The 19,049-nt window shown below is 69.3% G+C and carries 23 protein-coding genes; 14 read left to right on the top strand and 9 right to left on the bottom strand.

The features are described 5' to 3' along the window. Positions 1–14: 14 nt before the first annotated feature. Positions 15–149 (top strand): DUF7331 family protein, encoded by a 135-nt coding sequence (locus ACOZ4N_RS04430; RefSeq protein WP_424018731.1) that lies wholly within the window; start codon positions 15–17, stop codon positions 147–149. Between the two features lie 131 nt (positions 150–280). On the opposite strand, the gene ACOZ4N_RS04425 is transcribed toward ACOZ4N_RS04430, so the two are convergent. The 4 genes from ACOZ4N_RS04425 to ACOZ4N_RS04410 form a co-directional block, all read right to left on the bottom strand. Next, positions 281–691, bottom strand: coding sequence for a hypothetical protein (locus ACOZ4N_RS04425; RefSeq protein WP_424018730.1), 411 nt, complete (start codon positions 689–691; stop codon positions 281–283). 127 nt (positions 692–818) lie between these two features. After that, positions 819–1,040, bottom strand: a complete 222-nt coding sequence (locus ACOZ4N_RS04420) for a hypothetical protein (protein ID WP_424018729.1) — start codon at positions 1,038–1,040, stop codon at positions 819–821. Positions 1,041–1,109: 69 nt separating this feature from the next. After that, positions 1,110–2,345 (bottom strand): lactate racemase domain-containing protein, encoded by a 1,236-nt coding sequence (locus ACOZ4N_RS04415; RefSeq protein WP_424018728.1) that lies wholly within the window; start codon positions 2,343–2,345, stop codon positions 1,110–1,112. Between the two features lie 40 nt (positions 2,346–2,385). After that, positions 2,386–5,130: an AAA domain-containing protein gene (locus tag ACOZ4N_RS04410; protein WP_424018727.1), complete on the bottom strand. Its 2,745-nt coding sequence runs from the start codon at positions 5,128–5,130 to the stop codon at positions 2,386–2,388. A 144-nt stretch (positions 5,131–5,274) separates the two neighbouring features. Here ACOZ4N_RS04410 and ACOZ4N_RS04405 point away from each other — a divergent pair, with 144 nt between their 5' ends. From ACOZ4N_RS04405 to ACOZ4N_RS04390, 4 genes are read left to right on the top strand one after another with little or no spacing between them, the layout of a single operon-like run. After that, entirely contained in the window at positions 5,275–6,150 is an 876-nt protein-coding gene (locus ACOZ4N_RS04405; RefSeq protein WP_424018726.1) for a DUF4129 domain-containing protein, read from the top strand. Further along, positions 6,147–6,734, top strand: a complete 588-nt coding sequence (locus ACOZ4N_RS04400) for a DUF7269 family protein (protein WP_424018725.1) — start codon at positions 6,147–6,149, stop codon at positions 6,732–6,734. The genes ACOZ4N_RS04405 and ACOZ4N_RS04400 overlap by 4 nt, the downstream gene beginning before the upstream one ends. Then, the gene (locus ACOZ4N_RS04395) at positions 6,731–8,008 is read left to right on the top strand and encodes a DUF58 domain-containing protein (protein ID WP_424018724.1); all 1,278 of its coding nucleotides are present in this window, start codon (positions 6,731–6,733) and stop codon (positions 8,006–8,008) included. The genes ACOZ4N_RS04400 and ACOZ4N_RS04395 overlap by 4 nt, the downstream gene beginning before the upstream one ends. After that, on the top strand, positions 8,005–8,769 hold the full coding sequence (locus tag ACOZ4N_RS04390; protein WP_424018723.1) for a DUF7519 family protein: 765 nt from the start codon (positions 8,005–8,007) through the stop codon (positions 8,767–8,769). The genes ACOZ4N_RS04395 and ACOZ4N_RS04390 overlap by 4 nt, the downstream gene beginning before the upstream one ends. Here ACOZ4N_RS04390 and ACOZ4N_RS04385 read toward each other — a convergent pair. Beyond that, positions 8,766–9,155, bottom strand: a complete 390-nt coding sequence (locus ACOZ4N_RS04385; protein ID WP_424018722.1) for a cupin domain-containing protein — start codon at positions 9,153–9,155, stop codon at positions 8,766–8,768. The two genes, ACOZ4N_RS04390 and ACOZ4N_RS04385, sit on opposite strands and share 4 nt — an antisense overlap. Before the next feature lie 81 nt (positions 9,156–9,236). Between ACOZ4N_RS04385 and ACOZ4N_RS04380 the strand changes: the two genes are divergently transcribed. Together ACOZ4N_RS04380 and ACOZ4N_RS04375 are read left to right on the top strand one after the other, a co-directional pair. Continuing rightward, positions 9,237–10,136 carry a hypothetical protein gene (locus ACOZ4N_RS04380; protein WP_424018721.1) on the top strand — a complete coding sequence of 300 codons (900 nt, stop codon included), beginning with the start codon at positions 9,237–9,239 and terminating at the stop codon, positions 10,134–10,136. A 66-nt stretch (positions 10,137–10,202) separates the two neighbouring features. Then, positions 10,203–10,745, top strand: a complete 543-nt coding sequence (locus ACOZ4N_RS04375; RefSeq protein WP_424018720.1) for a hypothetical protein — start codon at positions 10,203–10,205, stop codon at positions 10,743–10,745. Here the strand turns inward: ACOZ4N_RS04375 and ACOZ4N_RS04370 are convergent, their stop codons facing one another. After that, positions 10,746–12,404, bottom strand: coding sequence for a carboxylesterase/lipase family protein (locus tag ACOZ4N_RS04370; RefSeq protein ID WP_424018719.1), 1,659 nt, complete (start codon positions 12,402–12,404; stop codon positions 10,746–10,748). 146 nt (positions 12,405–12,550) lie between these two features. On the opposite strand from ACOZ4N_RS04370, the gene ACOZ4N_RS04365 reads away from it, so the two are divergent. Continuing rightward, positions 12,551–13,396 carry a DUF6544 family protein gene (locus tag ACOZ4N_RS04365; RefSeq protein ID WP_424018718.1) on the top strand — a complete coding sequence of 282 codons (846 nt, stop codon included), beginning with the start codon at positions 12,551–12,553 and terminating at the stop codon, positions 13,394–13,396. On the opposite strand, the gene ACOZ4N_RS04360 is transcribed toward ACOZ4N_RS04365, so the two are convergent. Continuing rightward, the gene (locus ACOZ4N_RS04360; protein WP_424018717.1) at positions 13,397–13,687 is read right to left on the bottom strand and encodes a PadR family transcriptional regulator; all 291 of its coding nucleotides are present in this window, start codon (positions 13,685–13,687) and stop codon (positions 13,397–13,399) included. Positions 13,688–13,911: 224 nt separating this feature from the next. Between ACOZ4N_RS04360 and ACOZ4N_RS04355 the strand changes: the two genes are divergently transcribed. Both ACOZ4N_RS04355 and ACOZ4N_RS04350 read left to right on the top strand, forming a co-directional pair. Then, entirely contained in the window at positions 13,912–14,328 is a 417-nt protein-coding gene (locus ACOZ4N_RS04355) for a hypothetical protein (RefSeq protein WP_424018716.1), read from the top strand. Continuing rightward, positions 14,328–14,639 (top strand): hypothetical protein, encoded by a 312-nt coding sequence (locus tag ACOZ4N_RS04350; protein WP_424018715.1) that lies wholly within the window; start codon positions 14,328–14,330, stop codon positions 14,637–14,639. Before ACOZ4N_RS04355 ends, ACOZ4N_RS04350 begins: the two co-directional genes overlap by 1 nt. Here ACOZ4N_RS04350 and ACOZ4N_RS04345 read toward each other — a convergent pair whose 3' ends face one another. Continuing rightward, entirely contained in the window at positions 14,640–15,587 is a 948-nt protein-coding gene (locus ACOZ4N_RS04345; RefSeq protein WP_424018714.1) for a zinc-dependent metalloprotease, read from the bottom strand. 40 nt (positions 15,588–15,627) lie between these two features. Continuing rightward, positions 15,628–15,882 (bottom strand): hypothetical protein, encoded by a 255-nt coding sequence (locus ACOZ4N_RS04340; protein WP_424018713.1) that lies wholly within the window; start codon positions 15,880–15,882, stop codon positions 15,628–15,630. A 127-nt stretch (positions 15,883–16,009) separates the two neighbouring features. Between ACOZ4N_RS04340 and ACOZ4N_RS04335 the strand changes: the two genes are divergently transcribed. From ACOZ4N_RS04335 to purF, 4 genes are all read left to right on the top strand, one after another. Then, positions 16,010–17,074 carry a M20/M25/M40 family metallo-hydrolase gene (locus ACOZ4N_RS04335; RefSeq protein WP_424018712.1) on the top strand — a complete coding sequence of 355 codons (1,065 nt, stop codon included), beginning with the start codon at positions 16,010–16,012 and terminating at the stop codon, positions 17,072–17,074. Positions 17,075–17,171: 97 nt separating this feature from the next. After that, complete coding sequence (locus tag ACOZ4N_RS04330) at positions 17,172–17,357, top strand: LSM domain-containing protein (RefSeq protein WP_077204959.1); 186 nt, start codon at positions 17,172–17,174, stop codon at positions 17,355–17,357. Then, positions 17,354–17,527: a 50S ribosomal protein L37e gene (locus tag ACOZ4N_RS04325; protein WP_077204960.1), complete on the top strand. Its 174-nt coding sequence runs from the start codon at positions 17,354–17,356 to the stop codon at positions 17,525–17,527. Before ACOZ4N_RS04330 ends, ACOZ4N_RS04325 begins: the two co-directional genes overlap by 4 nt. 24 nt (positions 17,528–17,551) lie before the next feature. Next, complete coding sequence (gene purF / locus ACOZ4N_RS04320) at positions 17,552–18,997, top strand: amidophosphoribosyltransferase (protein WP_424018711.1); 1,446 nt, start codon at positions 17,552–17,554, stop codon at positions 18,995–18,997. Positions 18,998–19,049: the final 52 nt, after the last annotated feature.

Below are 19,049 nucleotides of genomic sequence, written 5' to 3'. Positions count from 1 at the left end.
GTTACCCCCGAGTGATGCAGCAAAGAGAAAATCAAGGTCGGTTCGTCGAGGAGGAGGCTCCCGACGGTACTGTCGTCATCTACGACTCCCAGAACACCCGCGCGTGGCTCCAGTCGGACGCCCCCGTCGATCTCGGCCGCCAGACCTGACCGGGCGAAACCGGACCTTATCCCGGATAGCCGGCGATTACCCGCGGATATTCCGCCGGAATAGGCGACCCGCCTAGCCGAACGGCTAGCACAGCCGACACACTCCGGTCGAGTCGAGCGTCGTGGCCCCGTCAGCCGGACATGCTGCCCTCGGTCGTGGTGGCATCGGACGCGCTGCCATCGTCCGTCATTCCGCCACCATCCGTCCCGCTCTCTGTCGTGCTGTCGTCCATCCCTCCACCGGACATCCCATCGTCGGCCATCTCGTCGTCGTTCATTCCGTCCTCGGTCATTCCATCGTCCATCGTGTCCTCGTCCGTTCCGCCGTCCATGCCACCGTCGGACATCTCGCCGTCGTCCGTCATTCCGTCCTCGGTCGTCCCGCCGTCCATCGTGGCCTCGTCGGTGTTCATGCTGCCGTCCCCGTCCGTGGGTGTGCCGCCGTCACCACTGCCGCTGTCGAGACAGCCGGCGAAGCCGACCGCAGCGATGCCACCCGTCACCTGCACCATCCGCCGTCGCGTGAGCCTGTCGTCCGTCATGTTGCAGTCGGATCGAGAACGTTTCAACTAAAGACAATTTTTCAAGATCGGTCCGAACTCCCTTTCGGATGGGGGCAGGGTCGGTCCGGACTCGTGTCGGATTCGTTCTAGAATTCGGCGCGGCGCGTCACTGGTCCCGTCGCTGGTCTTCGAGGACGCGTGCTTTCTCCTCCATCTGTGCGATCTCCGACTCCAGCCCGGTGTTGCTACCACCGTGAGCGTACCGCACGGAGGCGTCGAGGGCCGACGGGACGAATCGGGACTGGTCCGGGTCGTCCGAGTCGTCGCTCCCGGTCGCGTCGGCGAGTCCGAGGCGGATGCCGAGTCGCTGGAGGGCACCGCGGATCATGTGGGATACTACGCTGGTGTGGCACATAAGTGTTCAGTCGAGCGGCACGTTCGATCCACGACGCGGGACTCAATCGTCGCTCTCGACCAACAGCGTGTCTAGCGCGTCGGGAACGACCAGCACGTCACTGCCGGGGTCGACGGCATCGGCCACGGACTCGCGAGCCTGCATCAGACAGTCGTCGACGATTTCGGGATGCCGGCTGTCGGTCACGACGATGTCGTGGTCCCGGAGCGCCCGCGCGACGACGAACGCGCGCTGTGCGCCTGGTTCGTAGCCGGCCCGCATCTCGTCGTAGAGCGCGGCGGCGCTCTCGGCACCGCCGAGGCGGTCGTAGAACCGGCGTTCGCCGGTCCCCTCCCCCGCACCCTCGGGGAGCGCGGCCGGAATTACGACCCGCCCGCCCTCGCGGAGCGGGTTGCGGTCGCCCAGCACCACGTAGGTCGCCGCCCGCGTCGTCTGGTAGAGGTTGGCGTCTTTCGGCGCGCCGACGCCCGCGATCACGGCGTCGTAGTCTCGGCTTACCGGCACCGAGAGGGCCTCACGGCCGACCGAGGCGAGGTCCCGAACGACCGCTCGCGGCTGGCCCGCACTCGCCCCCAGAAAGCCCGACGGGCCGTGGGTCACGTTCAGACAGAAGTCCAGCCCGATCTCGTCGCCGGCACGGTCGACGGCCTCGCGGAAGGGGTTGTCTTCGACCCGCCCGAGGCGAACGCCCTCGCTGGCGAGCATCGCCGGACCGTGAGTGTACCGGATCAGCGACTCGCTCCCGGCACCGATGGCGACCGTCTTGGCACCGCCGGAGAAGCCCGCGTACTGGTGGGGTTCGACCATCCCCGTCGAGACCACGAGGTCGGCGTCCGCGACTCGCTCGTGAACCTCGACCGGGCAGTCGTCGACGGAGCCGACTTGTACGGTCTCCTCGGGGTCGTGATTCGTCGCGAGGTCTGCGTGGTCGCCGAGACCCGCCTCGATCTCCTCGTCGGTCATCGGCCGGTGGAGCCCGAGGCCGAGCAGGACGGTGACCTGCTCGCGGGCGACGCCTGCCCGCTGGAGTTCCGCGAGCAGTACGTCCACGAGTACGTCGTCGGGCGTCGCGCGGGTCACGTCGGTCACGACGACGGTCACGAGGTCGTCCGGGTCCGCGAGTCGTGCGAGTTCGGGGCCGTGCGGGTCGGCCACGGCGCGCTCGGCCGCCGCCCGTACGTCGACCGCCTCGCCGCCCGGCGGTTCGGCGACAGTCACGTCGCAATCCGGGAGCGAGACCGAGATCTCCGAGTCGCCCAGCGGGAGCGTGAAGGACATGGCCGAGTCTGGGTGGGTCAGCGAAAAGAGCCTACCGGCGTCACCGCGCCCACTCGACCATCCGGCCATAGACCGGATCGGTGCCGAGCGCGTCGGCGTCGCCCACGAGGACGAGCGACTTCTTCGCCCGTGTCAGTGCGACGTTGATCCGCCGGTAGTCCTCGAAGATGGGGCCGTCCAGCGAGTCAGTGGCGACGAACGAAACCACGATGACCTCCTTCGAGGAACCCTGGAACCGGTCCACGGTGTCGACGGTCACGCCGGCCGGCGCGCGCTTGTTGATCTCCGCGACCTGCGCGCGGTAGGGGGCGATGACGCCGATTCCTTCTGGCGGCACGCCCGCATCGACGTAGGACTGGACGGTCTCGACCACCGCCTCGGCTTCCACGGGGTTCGTGTTGCCCCGGGCCTGCCCGTCCGGGTCGACGAACGCCACGGAATCCCGAAGCTTCGGGGGCAGGGCGTCCATCTCTACCCCCGGGAGATCGTCGATGCGCTGGCTCGCCACCTCGCCGGTCGCGGGACGGAGTTGGCCGTCGTAGAACTCGCGGGACGCGAAGGCCTGGATGCGCTGGGACATCCGGTACTGGCGGTCGAGCATGACGCCTGCGTCGGGATACTCCTCGATCAACCGCTCGAACAGCGAGGTCTGGAGGGGCGCGGCCGCCCCCTCTCCGTCATCTTCCGCGGCCTGCACCACGGGCGGGAGTTGCTGGTGATCGCCGACGAGGACGGACGTGTCGGCCAGCGAGACCGCCGCCAGCGTGGCCGGCTCGGTCAACTGCCCGGCCTCGTCGACCAGCGCCACTTCGAAGGACTGCTCGCGCATCACCGTCGAGCCACAGGACGCAGTGGTCGCCGCCACCACCGAGGCGTCCCGAAGTTGCCCCGCGAGCGCCTGCGGATCGCCGCTGTCCGGGAGCCGGTACGCCTGCATGTCCGGCCGGACACCCGTCTCGGTGCCGACCCGGACGACGTCCTCGAATCCCTGCTCCTCCAGGGCCTCGATGGCGTTGTCGACCGCGCGGTTGGTGAAGGCCGTCAGCAGAACGCGCTCGCCCCGTGCCGCGAGCGCGCGGACGGTCCGGGCGAGCGTGTAGGTCTTCCCGGTGCCGGGCGGGCCGTGGATCAGCGCCACGTCCTCGGCCCGGACCGCCAGCGAGACCGCCTCGTTCTGGGCCTCGTTGTTGTCGATGTAGACGGTATCGTCCGTGCCGAATTCGGGCTCGCGGCGGCCGAACAGGACCGCCTTCTTCTCCGGTGACTGCTTGAGGACGGCGTCGTGGAGCGCGGTGAGCATCCGGTCGGTGCCGATCTCGGAGGGGTACACGTCGAGTCGCCGCAACTCGACGGGTTCGTCCGTGGTGACGACGACCTCCTCCCCCAACTGCTCGACGCGGGCCAGCTCCGCCCGGCCGCGGACCGGGTGGCCGTCGCTGGCCAGTACCACGTCGCCCTCCCGGATCTTCGAGACTGCACCGGTCCCCTTCGCCCGGAGTTCCCAGCGGCCGCCGTCGCGCTCTGTCCGGCCGATGGGTTCGAGGTCGATCAGCGCGCGGTCGTCGTCGGCCCGTTCCTCCCCGCTCTGGCGCCACAGTTTCGTGTACTCGCGGTGGACCGCCCGGCGCTCGGCCTCGATGGCCCGGTAGAACCGGTCGAAGTACGCCCGTTCGTCCTCGGGGATCGGACTGCCGACCTGGCCGGCCTTCGATTCCTGATCGAGCCGGCCCGAGACGGCCATGCAGGTGTCCTGCTCGAAGCAGTACTCACACTTGGCGTCGGCCTCGAAGCCCGTCGGCACGCTCATGTCGTGTTCCATCGCCGCGATCTCGTTGCGCGTGCGGACGACGAATTTCAGGAGTCCGGGGCCGAGCGAGAACTCCTTGGCCGGCGAGAGGTCGCCCGTCTCCTCGGTCCGCTCGACGGCGGCGTTCTTCGTGTAGAGCAGTGTCCCCGTGTCGGGGGCTTCGGCGGCGTGGTCACCGTCCGGAACGGTGCCCTGACCGCCATCCGCGGCGGTCGCCGCGCCATCGACCACCGCCTGCTCGCCCAGCAGGAGGGCGTAACAGGCCGCCTGAATCTTGTCCTGGAATCTGGGCTCCCGTTTGGTGTTCTTCCCGGTCTTGAGTTCGACCGGTCCGCCACGCCGCACTGCGTCGGCCCGCCCCTTCAGGCCGTACGTCTCGCTGACGAGCGTCTGCTCGGAGCGCCACTGATCGGTGTCGGTCAGCGTCCCTTGCTGGAGCCACCCCTCGATGGCGCTGGCGTGGTCCCTGACCTCGGCGGCGACTGCCTCGGGGTCCTTGTCCAGCAGGCCGAGTTCGAGACCGGCCTCGGCGACGTGTTCGTCGATAGCCTCGTCGAGGTCCCGGCCACGGAGGAGGTCGCCGAACACCTCGTGGACGATAGTCCCCTTGACGACGGGGTACGCCAGTTCCAGCCCGGAGAGCTTGTTGAGATAGTACATCCGGGGACACTGCACCCACGAGCGCACGTCGGTCACGTCGACCAGAAAACCGGGTTCGACGACGACCATCGACTCCCGCTGGGTGGCGTACTGGATCTCGCCACGGAACTCGTCTTCCTCGACGTTGGTCACGAGCAGTTCCATCCCGGGGTCGAGGCACTCGGCGGTTTCGGTCCACTTCCCCCAGAGCGTGACCGTCACGGCCTCGGCCTGCCCGCCGTCGGGCCGCATCCGAACTTCGGCGAGGTCGCTGGTCCCCCGACTGGTCTCCACAGTTCGGGCGTCCCCGACCTCGACGACTGGTCCGCGGAGTTGCACTTGCGGGGGAACCGGCCGAGCGAACAAAAGCCCTCCCCTCGACGGCCCGCCGATGGTCGAGTCGCCCCCGGTACGCTCGACTTACCGTGGGATGGGACCGCCTCGCGCTGTCAGCCCAGCGTCCGGTACAGGGTGGATAACAATGTGGGCTGGACGGGACTGACCGACGAACACGCCCGCGGTCACGCGACCCGGGCGACCGCCCACATGAATCGGACACAACTCACGTCTCTGGTGGTGGCGCTCGCGTGTTTCGGCGCGGTCGGCGTCTCGGCGTCCACGCTGTCCTCGACGGTGGCTGCCGACCCCTCTGACGCGCTGGACCCCGACTACGAGGTGATCCCCGTCGCTGGCGACGGCCTCGCCCAGCTCGAAGCCGCCGTCGCTGGCGGCACCGGCGGGCCCGAACCCGGCGGCGACGACGGTCCCGAGCGACGGGCCGGCGGGTCGGGATCGAGCGACGACCAGGCGGAGAGCGACGCCGGCGACAGCGAGGAGTCAGCGAACGCGGGCGACGGCGAGGGTGACGCCGAAAAGGGCCAGGGCGGGAGTGGCGACAGCGGGGGCGGCGGTGCGGGAGACGGCACCTCCCGCGTCCCCGGCGAGCGCTTCACGCTGGTCGATCTGCTGACACTGCTCGTCCTGGCCGGGCTGGTGGTGGCGACGGCGTGGCTCTGCTACCGGTATCGGGATCGCTTCCGTGGGCTGTTCACGACCGAGGAACCACCCGCTGAGGACGACCCGCGACCGGTCCCGGACGGGCCGCCCGCCGACGACAACCTCGTCTTCGAGGCCTGGGACGACCTCCTGTCGGATCTGGACGTGGACCGGCCCGAGACGTTGACGACGCGGGAGTGTGCCGACGCGGCCGCTGCGGCAGGGTTCGACCGTACCGAGATCGAGCGGCTCCGGCTGGACTTCGAGGCCGTCCGGTACGGCGGCCTGCCCGTGACCGACAGCCGTCGCCGTCGCGCCAGGTCCGCGCGGAAACGACTCGGCCTCAACGGTGAGTCACCGTGACGCGACGACGGATCGCCCTCGTGGCCGGCGGTCTGCTCGGCGCGCTCGCGCTCGCTGCAGTCATGTTCGACGGACTGGACAAGGCGGGCTCGACGGGGTGGCTCGCGCGGCCCGGCCACGACTACCTGCTGGCCGCGGGCGTCGGGACGCTGGTCGTCATCGCGGGCCTCGGGGTCGTGACCGCCCGCTCGCTCTCGGGCTTCGACGGCGCGACGCCGCCCCCGGCCGAGGAGGTCCCGGCGGGAACACCGCCGGGCCGGGAGATCGACCGGGTGATCGACGGGGACCTCGGCCCGCGAGCGCACCTCCGGGGTGACGAGCGGGCGACCGTCCGCGCCCGACTCCGGACCGCGGCCGTCGAGACCCTCGTTCGAGTCGAGGGGGACTCCCGACTGGACGCGCGCCAGCGCGTCGCGAGGGGCGAGTGGACCGACGACCGCATCGCGGCGTCGTTCCTCGCCGAGGGCGGACCGGGACCGCTCGGGTCCCGACTGGTCGACGCGCTCCCGGGCGGGTCGCGCTTCCAGCGGCGCGCGGAGCGAACGGTGACGGTCATCCTCGATCTGGCGGAGGGTGAGTCGTGACCCGGACGCGCCGGACCCACCACTGGCGGGGTGCCGTCGCGGTGGCGTTGCTCGGGGCCGCGCTCGGTGTCCTCTTCAAGCGACCGCTGATCGTGCTGGCCGCGTCGGTCGGCGTCGGGTTCGCGGTCTACCCCCACCTCTCGACCCCGCCCGCGGTCTCGCTGTCGGTGGACCGCCGACTGAGCGAGCGCGATCCGGCCCCCGGCGAGACGGTGACGGTCACCGTCACGGTGACCAACGAGGGCGAGTCGTGGGTGCCGGACCTGCGGCTGATCGACGGCGTGCCCGCGATGCTCACCGTCGTCGACGGGACGGCCCGCCACACGGCCACGCTCCGGCCCGGCGAGGCCACTACCTTCTCCTACACCGTCGCCGCGGAACACGGCGCACACCGGTTCCGCCCGCTGACGGCCATCGCCCGCGACGCGAGCGGCGAACACGAGGTCGAGACCGAGGTCGAGGCGGTCGACGAGATCGAGTGTCTCCGCGCGCCCTCCGAACCGCCGGTCGACGACGCGACCGCTCCGTATCCCGGGCGCGTGCTGACCGACGACAGCGGCGCGGGCGTCGAGTTCGACCACACGCGGGAGTACCACCCCGGCGACGCCCGCTCCCGGATCGACTGGCGACAGCTGGCGAAAACAGGGTCGCTGGCCACCCTGGAGTTCCGTCAGGAGCGAAGCGTGTCGGTGACCGTCTGTGTCGACGCCAGAGCGGCCGCGTACCGCGGCCAGTCCGGCGAGCCGCACGCGGTCTCCCACGCCGTCGCCGCCGCGCGGGAACTGCTCGAATCGATCTGGGACCTCGGTGAACGGGGTGGCCTGACCACGCTGGGCGGCCCGGACTGCTGGCTCCCGCCCGGGCGCGGCACTGACCACGCCGCCCGCGCCCGACGGCTCCTGCTCACCCATCCGTCGCTCTCGCCGCGACCGCCCGATGCGGGCCGCGCTCGCGGCGACGAGGACACCGACCCGAACCCGTTCGACCGGCTCAGGGCGCGACTGGGCGGGAACGCACAGCTGTTCCTGCTCACGCCGCTGGCCGACGACGAGATCGTCGAATTCGCGCTTGAGCAGGCCGCCAGGAGCCAGTCGGTCACCGTCGTCAGCCCGGACGTGACTGGCGCGGACTCGCCGGGCGAACGGCTCGCGACCGTCGAACGCCGCAACCGGATCGACCGGCTCCACCGCGGCGGGGTCCGCGTGGTCGACTGGGACCCGGCGAACCGACTCCGCAAGAGCGTCGCGACGGCACGGAGACGATGGCAACGATGACCGACAGAACACTGACGAACGACGGGACGGTCGACGGAACCGGCGAGTCGCCGGCGAGCGACCGCGGGACCGACCGCCCGGACCGGCAACCGGTCGATCACCGACCCGCCAGCGTCGCGAGCGTCCTCGCGGTGGCGCTGGCCGCCTGTAGCGTGGCGCTGGTCGCCACCGGCCCGACTCAGACCCGCTCCATTCTGGTCGTCGTGGCCGGCCTGTTCGTCCTCGGCGTGGGGTTCAGGCGGCGTGCGGGACTGGTTCCCGTGGCCCGACTCGTCGTCGGCCTGGCGCTCGTCGGCGCGGGGATTCAGCTGTCCATCGCCGCCGATCTCGGCCGGATCGCGGACGCGGAACTGCTCCCCGGCCTCTACGGGCTGGCCGTCCTCGGTCTCGGACTGCTCCCGGTTCGGCGGGGCTGGGAGACGCGGCTCGCGACGCTGGGCGTCGCGCTGGTCCTCGTCTCGGTCCTGTTCAGCGGGATCACCCGCGACGGGGGACTGGTCGGCATCCTCGGGGCCACCGTCGCCGGGGTCGCCGCGTGGGACGCCGCCAGGCACGCGATCACGCTGGGCGAGCAGGTCGGGCGGGCGGGGACGACACCCCGGACGGAACTGGTCCACGTCGGCGCGACGGGACTGGTCGGGGTAGCGACTGTCGGGGCCGCCGTCGCCGTCTGGCGAGTCCGGGTGACCGACCTGCCGCTGCTCGCGCTGGTCTTCCTGCTCGGGGCCGCCGCCGTACTCTCGTTCGCGCTCTACGACTAGAGGGTCTCGGGGTCGCGGAAGGTGTCGTCGACGGGCGGCGCGCCGATGGCCAGCACCAGCCCCTCGTCGTCACCGAGGTACTCGTGGCCGTGCCCGACCTCCGGGCCGGCGGCGTAGGCCGTCCCCGGGCCGATGGTCCGGGTCTCGGGGTCCTCGGGGTCGCCGAGCGTCACCTCGAACTCGCCCGCCAGCACGTAGAACACTTCCTCCTGTTCGCGGTGGGCGTGAAACGCCGTGCTGTCGCCGGGTTCGTAGCGCCAGACGTTGACGTGGCTCTCTTCGAGGCCCAGCGCCGCGGTGAGCTGTTTGTGCCCGGCCGGGAACTGGTCGATCCCCGCCATCTCGATCTCGTCGACGTCGTCCAGATCCACCACCTCGTACTCCATACGACTCCGGGCGACCCCACGCGGCTTGAAACCGACGGGGGATCGGCCAGGCTTTTTATTACCCGACTGCTATCCCGAATCATGCGACGGGCTCGACGGGTGGTAACGACGGGTGCGCTGGCGGTGTTGCTGGTGCTGGCGGGCTGTAGCGGGCCCAGCGGCGACTTCGGCGGCGATCCGACGCCGCTCCCGACGCCGGACCTCGACGACGAGGACGGGACGCCGACGCCGCCGGCGGTGACGCCCGCGCCGCCGTCGAGCGCCGACACGGACCGCGGCCGGGCCTTCCTCGACGGGCTGTCGACCTCGCAGTTCCCCGTCCGGTCGGTGACGACGGCGAACGAGGCGTTCCGGGTGACCTACGTCTCGAACGACAGCCGCCTGCTCCGGGACGCCTACGTCCTGGGACTGGCTTACGGCGGGACGGTCAACCGGACCTGGCGGAACGACTCGACCTGGGCCGCCACCCGAATGGACGCGCTGGCGGTCGGTGCCGACGGTGGGGCGCTCGCCCGCTACCGGATGCCCGCGTCCTGGCCGCTCCAGTACTTTCGGGGGACGATCTCGGCGGAAACCTTCAGTTCACGACTCCGGGCCACGCTCGAACGGACTGGCTCGGACGGCCGATATCCGGAGCGGAGCGGGCAGTTGACCGACTTCTACACCGCGGCCGACCGGACGGCGGTGAACGTCGCCGGCGCGTCGGTGCGCAACCGGACCGTCTTCGTGACCGTGCGTGCGCCGGCCGGCGACCGCGAGCGCCTGCGCTCGGCGCTCTCTGAGGTCGTCGCGTCGTACGGCTCCGCGACGGCGGACTGGGAGACGGTGGCGCTGGAACTCTCGATCCGGGACCGCGACGGCGAGTTCGTGGGCTGGTACCGGGCCGAGGCGGACTTCGCGGCGAACGTCTCGGCTGGCGCGGCCGGGGTGACGCTCGCCGAGCGGCGGTTTCTGGCAGAAGACGGGCGGCTCGTCGGGTGATCCGGCGGTGCGAGCCGGCGGCTATCGACACGTTTTCGGCGGGCGCGACCCACGAATCGAGTAGCTATGCGCGTCAGAGACTGGCAGGACATCCTCGAGGACGTCGTGGAGAGCGACGCGGACCCCGGTGGGTGGCGGGCCGTGGGTGGCGACCGCGCGGGCGGCATCGGCGAGGACCTGTACGTCGGCCACCCTGACGCCGCCGTCTACCAGCTCAAGACCTACGCGAAGAATCCCTTCGAGGTCCAGGGCGTCGGGACCCGCGTCGCCCGGCGCATCGACGAGGACCTCGACGACCTGTTCCCGAGCGAGGATTCGGGCCGCTTCGGCGTCCAGCAACCCATCGAGGAGGACGACGCCGAAGACAAGGCCTCCGAACTGGAGGAAGTCCTCAAGGCCCACGCCGACGCTCCGACGACCCCGGACGCGCTGTTCGACGACGTGATGGAGACGCTGGACAGCCCCGCGTTCGGCCCTGCGGACATCGAGTTCGACGACCGGCCCGAGGAACTCGACGACCTCTCGTCGACCTTCGAGGAGGCCGAGGAACTGCTCGACGCGGAACTGGACGATCTGGTCGAAGACACCGTGAGCCGCGGGTTCGAGTAGTCAGCGGCCGATAGACCGGAGATAGCTGTAGATATCCCGCATCACCGCACAGCCGTCGCTGGCCCCCGTCTCGACGGTCACCGAGTCCTCCTGCAGGCGGACCCGGCGCTGGTTCTCGTTCGCCGCCGGCCACTCGGGCAGGTGCGGGCCGTTGGGGTCGCCGCTGGCCGCGAAGTTCGACCAGTATCCCTGCATCCGGTCGCGGAGTTTCCAGTCGCCCGGGCCGTTGATACCGGTCGGGAGCCCCTGCTGGGTGACCGTCTCGCCGAACACGTAGGAGAGTTCGGCGGTGTGGTACGCGCCGGGGTCCTCGGAGAGCAACGTCACCGGGATGGTCGGCGTGTCGTCGAACAGGTAGCGGTAGGCCGTCCCACCCTGTCGGGTGATGGCGTCGGTGACCGCCACGTCCGAACAGAGGAAGAAGTCGTCCGTGTTCACGTCGATGTAGGCCGCCTCGATGGAATCGTACTCGCTCACTGGGTAGGCGTCGACGATCCGGTCGCCGAAGTCGCCGTACACGCGCCGGAGGCGGTCGCGGTAGGCCGACTCCGATTCGGGCACGGTGTCGCCGGCGAATTCGAGGAAGAACTGGTACTCCTCGGCGTTGCCCCCGAGCAGGACCGGCACGTCGTGGAACTCGCCGTCCTCGATCAGCGAGGCGGGATGGTCCCGGACGACCTCGCCGTCGACGCCGAAGATCAGCCCCGGCAGTTCCACCCCGGGGGTCCCCCCTTCGGTGGCCTCACTGGCGAGCGCGCCCGCGACGCCGTAGGCCTCGGCTAGGTCCGCCGGCTTCGCGTCCCGGAGACAGGCGAGTGTGTCACCGCTCGCGCAGTCGAGTTTCCGGGCGGCTTCGGTCCCGCGGTTCTCCAGTTCCGCGAGCCCGTAGAGCGGGTCGTTGATCGGGCCACTCTGGCTGATCGCCCGATGAAAGAGGCCCTCGGCGTCGGGGTCGGTCAACAGCGTCAGCACGGCGTGGCCGCCGGCGGATTCCCCGAAGATGGTCACGTTGTCCGGGTCGCCGCCAAAGGCCGCGACGTTGCGCTGGACCCACTCCAGACCCGCGCGGATGTCCAGGTAGCCGAAGTTCGTCGGAGTGTCGGGCGTCGCGGCACTGATCTCGGGGTGGGCGAAAAAGCCCAGCGCGTTCAGCCGGTAGTTCACCGCGACGACGACCACGTCGCCGGCCTCGGCGAGCGCCCCGCCGGGGAACCGGTTGCTCCCGAAGTTGTACCCGCCGCCGTGAATCCAGTACATCACGGGTTTCTCGCCGGGGTCGGCGTCCTCGGGTGCCCAGACGTTCAGGTTGAGACAGCCGTCCTCGCTCCCGACGAATTTGCCCACGTCGAGGCCGAGAAAACCCGTCGCCAGGATCGGTTGCGGTGCCCGGGGCCCGTAGTCGTGGGCGTCGCGTGTGCCGTCCCACGACGGCGCGGGCGTCTCCGGCGGTCGGAATCGCCGCTCACCCACCGGCTGGTGGGCGTACGGAATCCCCCGGAACGCGTTCACGTCGCCCTCCTCGTCGCCCTCGACGGTGCCGCTCTCTGTCTCCACCTCCGGGTCCGAGAACCACCACGTGGTGTTCGCGCTGCCGATTCCGCTCCCTGCTCCCAGCGCAGTCACTCCCCCGAGTGCCTGCAGATAACGTCGTCTGTCCATGGATCGTGCTGAACTGCGAACACGGTGTTTCGGGAGCGACGACGTATAATTTCTGCTTCAAATATGTCGAATATAATCTGCTGTCGTGTCGGCCCGGCGACGGTCCGCGGGGGCACGCTTTAGACCGCGGCTTCCGACGCTAGGCCATGCGACTGGGCCGCGTTCTGACAGGTGTCGTCTGTGCCGCTGGCGCGCTCGGGGGAATCGCGCTCGCTGGGAGACGGTTGCGCGACCGCGAGACGGAGCGACAGGTTGCGAGTCTTCGTAACCGGGCCGAGACGGATCGCGGGAAGACGGTCTCGGCCGACGACTGGGCCGATCTGCCCGGACCAGTGCGGAGCTACTTCTCGGACGTCCTCGAACCCGGTCAGCCGTACGTCGACGGGGTACGGATCGAGCAGGTCGGTCGGTTGCGCCCGGGCGGCGCCGACTCGCCGTGGAAACCGTTCACTGCAACTCATCACGTCACGGTCGACCCGCCAGGGTTCTACTGGGACGCGACCGTCCGCTATCTGCCGTTCGTCTCGGTCGGTGTCCGGGACCGCTTCGCCGGCGACGAGAGCGGTGCGAGTGTCTCGCTGTTCGGCGTGGTGCCCGTCGACTCGGCCGGATCGAGTCCCGAACTCCTGGAGGCCGAACTGATCCGCTATCTCGCCGAAGCGGTCTGGTATCCCACAGCACTCCTTCCTGGCGAGGGGGTCGAGTGGGCCGCTATCGACGACGAGACGGCGCGGGCGACCGTCGAACACGGCGGCGTGACCGCGTCGCTCACGTTCACGTTCGAGGACGACGAGGTGAGACGTGTCCACGCCGACGAGCGGTATCGGAGCGTCGACGGTGGGTTCGAGCCGACGCCCTGGACCGGCCACTGGCACGATTACGCGACACACGACGGCGTGTCCGTCCCGATGGCGGGTGCGGTGACGTGGCACCCTCCGGACGGGGAATTCCAGGCCTGGCAGGGCCGCGTGATCGACATCGAATACCGGTGATCAGGCGCGGATCGTACTCTCTCCGAGGTACTGGTCCTCCCACTCGCGGCGCGCTTCGAGTTCGCGGCGACCCCGTTTGGTGACGTTGTAGACGTTCGTCCGGCGGTCTTTCTTCCCTTTCTCGACGAGCCCCTTCTCGACGAGGGTGTCGAGGTTCGGGTAGAGTCGGCCGTGGTGAATCTCCCCCTCGTAGTACTCTTCGAGGGCGTCCTTGATCGCGAGCCCGTGCGGTTCGTCGTACCCGGCGATGACGTACAGCAGATCACGCTGGAATCCAGTCAGATCGTACACACATCGTTGTACCTACCTGATTAAATTAAATCTATCGTCTGGTGGAAAGGTAGAGTTCGCGGGCCGGGCGCGGCGTCGGCGTTTCGCGGCACGCCGAGTGGACTCTCTCACCGGGTGTCGTGTTCGAAGACTGGGCAGTCGAGTCGGTCGTCGTGTCGCTTCGACGGGGATGGCAGCCAGCCCGAATCCTGCAACTGAAGTCCGGGCACGTCTACCACACTGCCATGGACGCCGCCGACACGATCCGGTCGTACTACGACGCGCTCCGGACCGGTGAGCCGCTGGGCCCGTTCTTCGCCGACGAGCAATCGGGCGACGACGCATCTGTCAAGTTCGGCATCTCCGAGCGACTGGTCGGGACCGAGGAGATCCGGGCGGGCTTGCGCGAACAGACCGCGACGACGGTCGACTGGGCCGTCGAGAGCCACGACCTTCGGACGACCGAACGGGAACGCCACGCCTGGTTCAGCGACGCCGTGGACATGGGCTGGACCGACACCGAACGCGGGATTCGCTACGAATTCGAAACGCGCTGGAGCGGGACGCTCGAACGCCGCGCCGCCGAGGGGGCACCGACGGACGACGCGGCCGGAGACTGGCAGTTCGTGGGGATGCACGTCAGCACGACGGGTGAGATCTGATGGTCGGCCCGGTCTCGAACGACGAGCGCGAATCGTTCACCCGGCGGCTGAAGATCGGGTTCGTCGTCCTCGTCGGCGTGTCGGCGGGGCTGATCACGCTCCAGGGCGACCCCAGTCCCGTCGTTCTCGCCGGCGCGGTCGTGGCCGGACTCGTGGCGGGCGCGTTACTCACGCGGTTCGCCATCCCGAGCAGCGACGGCTTCCGCGATCAGGAGGTGCCGGAGAGACTGTCAGAGTCGGAGGGGCACCTCGAACGGCGCTTCGAGAGCGAGGAGCGCGACGAGCGTCCGAAAGAGAAGCGAAACCGGTAGTCAGCGGACGCGGTCGAGCCACGCGCCCGGGTCGTCGAGTTCGGTGTCCGTCGGCAGGTTCTCGGGTCGGTCCCAGACCGCCGAGGCACCCTCGACGCCGCGCTCGTCGGCGACCGTCTCGAAGAACTGCTTGCCGCGCTCGTACTGGCGGCGCTTCATGCCCAGCCCCAGCAGGCGGCGCACGAGCTGTGAGACCGGGCCACGGCCCTGCCGTCGCTCGTCGAGTTTCCGCCGGAGGTCGGCGTACTCCCCGTCGAAGGCCCGATCCATCACGAGTTCCGCGTAGCCCTCGACGGCGGTCATCGTGGTGTCGAGACTGCCCAGTGCCTCCCGGTCGAGACTGCCCTCGCCGAGGGCGTCGACGGCGCGTTCGAGGTCGGCCTCCAGCTGGTCGGCCAGCCACGGAGCGGCCCCGAACTCGGCGGCGTGGGAGACCTCGTGGAACGCGATCCAGCGGCGGAATCGCGGTTCGGACACGTCGAGCATCGCCGCCACCTTGCTGATGTTGGGGTGGACGAAGTACAGCGAGTGGGCGTCGTTCTCGGCGAGCAAGAGCGGGTCGTACTGTCCGAGGACGTTGTTGCCGAGGAAGGCGAGCGCGATGGACATGGTGCCGGTGTTGACCATGCGGGCCAGGCCCGGAATCAACCCGACCTGCTCGCCCAGCGGCGCCATCACGCGCTGGAAGGTGTCGATGTTGGCGTCGATCCAGTGGTGGCGATTCTGTATCTCGATGGAGTCGGGCACGTCGAAGTCGATGGCGGCGACTTCGCGGATGCGGCCGCGCGCCTCGCGTACGTCGTCGGCGTACCCCTCCTGTTGCTCGGTCGAGAGTGCGATAGAGCCAGGCTCGGTCGAGGCCTTGGCCGCCTCGGCGACCGCGGTCCAGTCGACCGGACCCGTTCCCGAGGCACCCGTGACCGCCTGGACGCTACGAAAGAGACCCATAGGGCCGAAAAGAGGTGACCGGTAAAAAGGTCTTCTCCCGCTAGCTCGGCAGTTCGATCTCCTCGTCGATCTCGATCTCCTCGCCGACCTCGCTCCGCGAGACCAACCATGCCAGCCCGACGATGGCACCCAGCGCCAGCAGAACGAACAGCTTCCCCGCCGCACCGCTCCCGGACTCGTCGGCCTCGTCCGCCCCGGCCCGCTCCTCGCCGTCGCCCGCCCCGCCGAAGAACGGGGCGGAGTTGGAAAACGTTGCGTCGTCGAGGTGGAGCTCGAACAGTGTGATGTCGGCCATACTGAGTGTTCCACGCGAGCGGGCTTACGGTTTGGGGAGGCGGCGAAGGTACCTCGGTGTCGACGTGATGGAGCCGGATCTGCGGATCGGTCGCCGGGTTCTTGGTCCGGCCGGTGCAGGGGATGGTATGGACGGACGACGACGCGAATTCCTCTCCGAGTTGCTGGAGACGGGCGCACCGACGGGCTTCGAGACCGCGGCACAGCGGGTCTGGATCGACCACCTCTCGGACGTGGCCGACGACGTGCGAACCGACGCGTACGGCAACGCCGTCGCGGTCCACGAGGGCGACCCCGACGCACCGACCATCGTGGTGACCGGGCACGGCGACGAGATCGGGTTCGTCGTTCGCCGGATCGACGACGACGGCTTCCTCCACCTCTCGCGGGTCGGCGGCACGGACAAGACCGTCTCCCGCGGCCAGCACGTCACGATCCGCACCGACGACGGCCCGGTCTCGGGCGTGATCGGCCAGACCGCGATCCACCTCCGCGACGGCGACGACGACGAGGTGGCCGAGATCACCGAGCAGTACGTGGACATCGGGGCCGAAGACGGCGACGAAGCGCGCGATCTCGTCGACGTGGGCGATCCGCTCACGGTGGCGTCGGGCGTCGAGGAACTGCAGGGCAACCGTCTCTCGGGACGGGCGATGGACAACCGCGTCGGGACCTGGAGCGCCGCGGAGGTCCTCCGGTACGCCGTCGAGAACGACGTGGCCGCCACGGTGCAGGCGGTCAGCACGGTCCAGGAGGAAGTCGGCGGCAACGGCGCACAGATGATCGGGTTCGACCTCGATCCGGACGCCGCCGTCGTCGTGGACGTGACCCACGCGACGGACACGCCCGGGCTGGCCGCCAAACGCGACGTTGACGTGGCACTGGGCGAGGGGCCGTCGATCCGGCGCGGACTCCCGGACCATCCGAAACTGGTCGACGCGCTCCGGACCGTGGCGGCCGACGAGGAGATCGACGTGCAACTGGAGGCGGCGAGCAACACCACCAAGACCGACGCGAATTCGATCTTCGTCCAGCGCGGCGGCATCCCTTCGGTCAACGTCGGCATTCCGACCCGGTACATGCACACGCCGGTCGAGGTGATCGACACTGGCGACCTGACCGGTGCCGTGGACGTGATCGCGGCGGCGGTGGAACGGGCCGAGGCGTTCGCGCCCTTCGCGGTCGAGCCCTAGGCCGGGCCCCCGAGACCGGCACCGAGTGGCGACCTATCGACGGAGTGGCCGTTGGAATAGCGGTACGTTTATACGTGCGTCTGCACCCGGTTTCGGTATGAGTGGACGACCGCTGGATGTCCTCGAAGCGGCACTCGGTTCGAGTGTGACGGTCCAACTGAAAGGGGGCGAGATGTACGAGGGAGAACTCACCGGCTACGACCAGCACATGAACCTGGTCATCGAGGAAGGTGAAGACACAACGATTATACGCGGCGATAACGTGGTCTCGATCAACCCATGACTGGTGCCGGAACCCCGAGCCAGGGGAAGAAAAACACCACGACACACACGAAGTGTCGCCGGTGTGGCGAAAAGTCGTATCACACCAAAAAGAAAGTCTGTTCGTCCTGTGGGTTCGGCAAATCCGCCAAGCGTCGTGACTACGCCTGGCAGGAGAAGTCGGGCGAGTAACGGACGGACACCTCACCACCCACCATGCACGAGAAGTGCGGCGTCGTCGGCGTATCGCTAGAAGACCGAGACGCCGCCCGCCCGCTCTACTACTCTCTGTACGCCCTCCAGCACCGCGGCCAGGAGTCGGCCGGCATCGTCACCCACGACGGGTTTCAACAGCACTCCCACGTCGAGATGGGGCTCGTCGGCGACGCCTTCCAGCAGGGTGACCTCGAAGATCTCAACGGCTCACAGGGGATCGGTCACGTTCGCTACCCGACCGCAGGGAGCGTCAACGCCTCCTGTGCCCAGCCCTTTTCCGTCTCGTTCAAGAGCGGCTCGCTCGGCCTGAGCCACAACGGCAACCTCGTCAACGCCGACGAGGTGGGCGACCAGCTGGCCGACCTCGGCCACGCGTTCACCTCCGACGGCGACACGGAGGTCATCGCCCACGATCTGGCGCGGAACCTGCTCGAAGAAGATCTCGTGCGTGCCGTCAAGCGGACGATGAGCCGCATCCACGGGTCGTACTCGCTGACGATCATGCACGACGACACCGTGCTGGGCGTGCGCGACCCCGAAGGCAACCGGCCGCTCTGTATCGGCGAACTCGAAGACGGCTACGTGCTGGCTTCGGAGTCGGCGGCCATCGACACGCTGGACGGCGAGTTGATCCGTGACGTGCGGCCGGGCGAACTCGTCGTCCTCCACGCCGACGGGACGGGCTACGACACGTATCAGCTCGTCCAGCCCGAGAACACGGCCCACTGCTTCTTCGAACACGTCTACTTCGCGCGGCCGGACTCGGTGATCGACGACGAACTCGTCTACGAGGTGCGCCGGGACCTCGGGCGCGCCCTCTGGGACGAGAGCGGCATCGACTCCGACGTGGTGATGCCCGTCCCGGACTCCGGGCGGGCGTTCGCCTCCGGCTACGCCGAGGCGGCCAACGAGGACGACGACGCCGACGGCGTCGAGTTCGCGGAGGGGCTGATGAAGAACCGCTACGTCGGCCGGACGTTCATCATGCCGACCCAGGACGAGCGCGAGCGGGCGGTGCGGCTGAAGCTCAACCCGATCAAGTCGACGGTCGAGGGCAAGACCGTGACGCTGATCGACGACTCCATCGTCCGGGGGACGACCTCGAACCAGCTCGTCCAGTTGCTCTACGACGCCGGCGCGGAGGAGGTCCACGTCCGGATCGGCGCGCCGCCCATCGTCGCCCCGTGTTACATGGGGATCGACATGGCCTCCCGCGAGGAGTTGATCGCGGCCGACCAGTCGGTCGCGGACATCCGCGACGAGATCGGGGCCGACTCGCTTGCCTATCTCTCAATCGACTCGGTCGCCGGCGCGCTCTCGAAGTCCAAGGCCGACCTCTGTCTCGGCTGTGTCACCGGGGAGTACCCCTACGACATCGACGGCGAGGCCAAAGACCGCGAGGTCGACCGGCCCGCCATCGGGACGGCCGCGAGCGCGGACGATTAGCTCGCGGCTGGACCGTCACGGAGCGCGAGCGTCGCCAGTCGACTCCCGCCGT

It is taken from the genome of Halorientalis pallida, assembly GCF_049605515.1.
GTDB classification, from domain to species: Archaea; Halobacteriota; Halobacteria; order Halobacteriales; family Haloarculaceae; genus Halorientalis; species Halorientalis pallida_A.
This window is presented reverse-complemented; position numbering and strand designations above follow the sequence as displayed.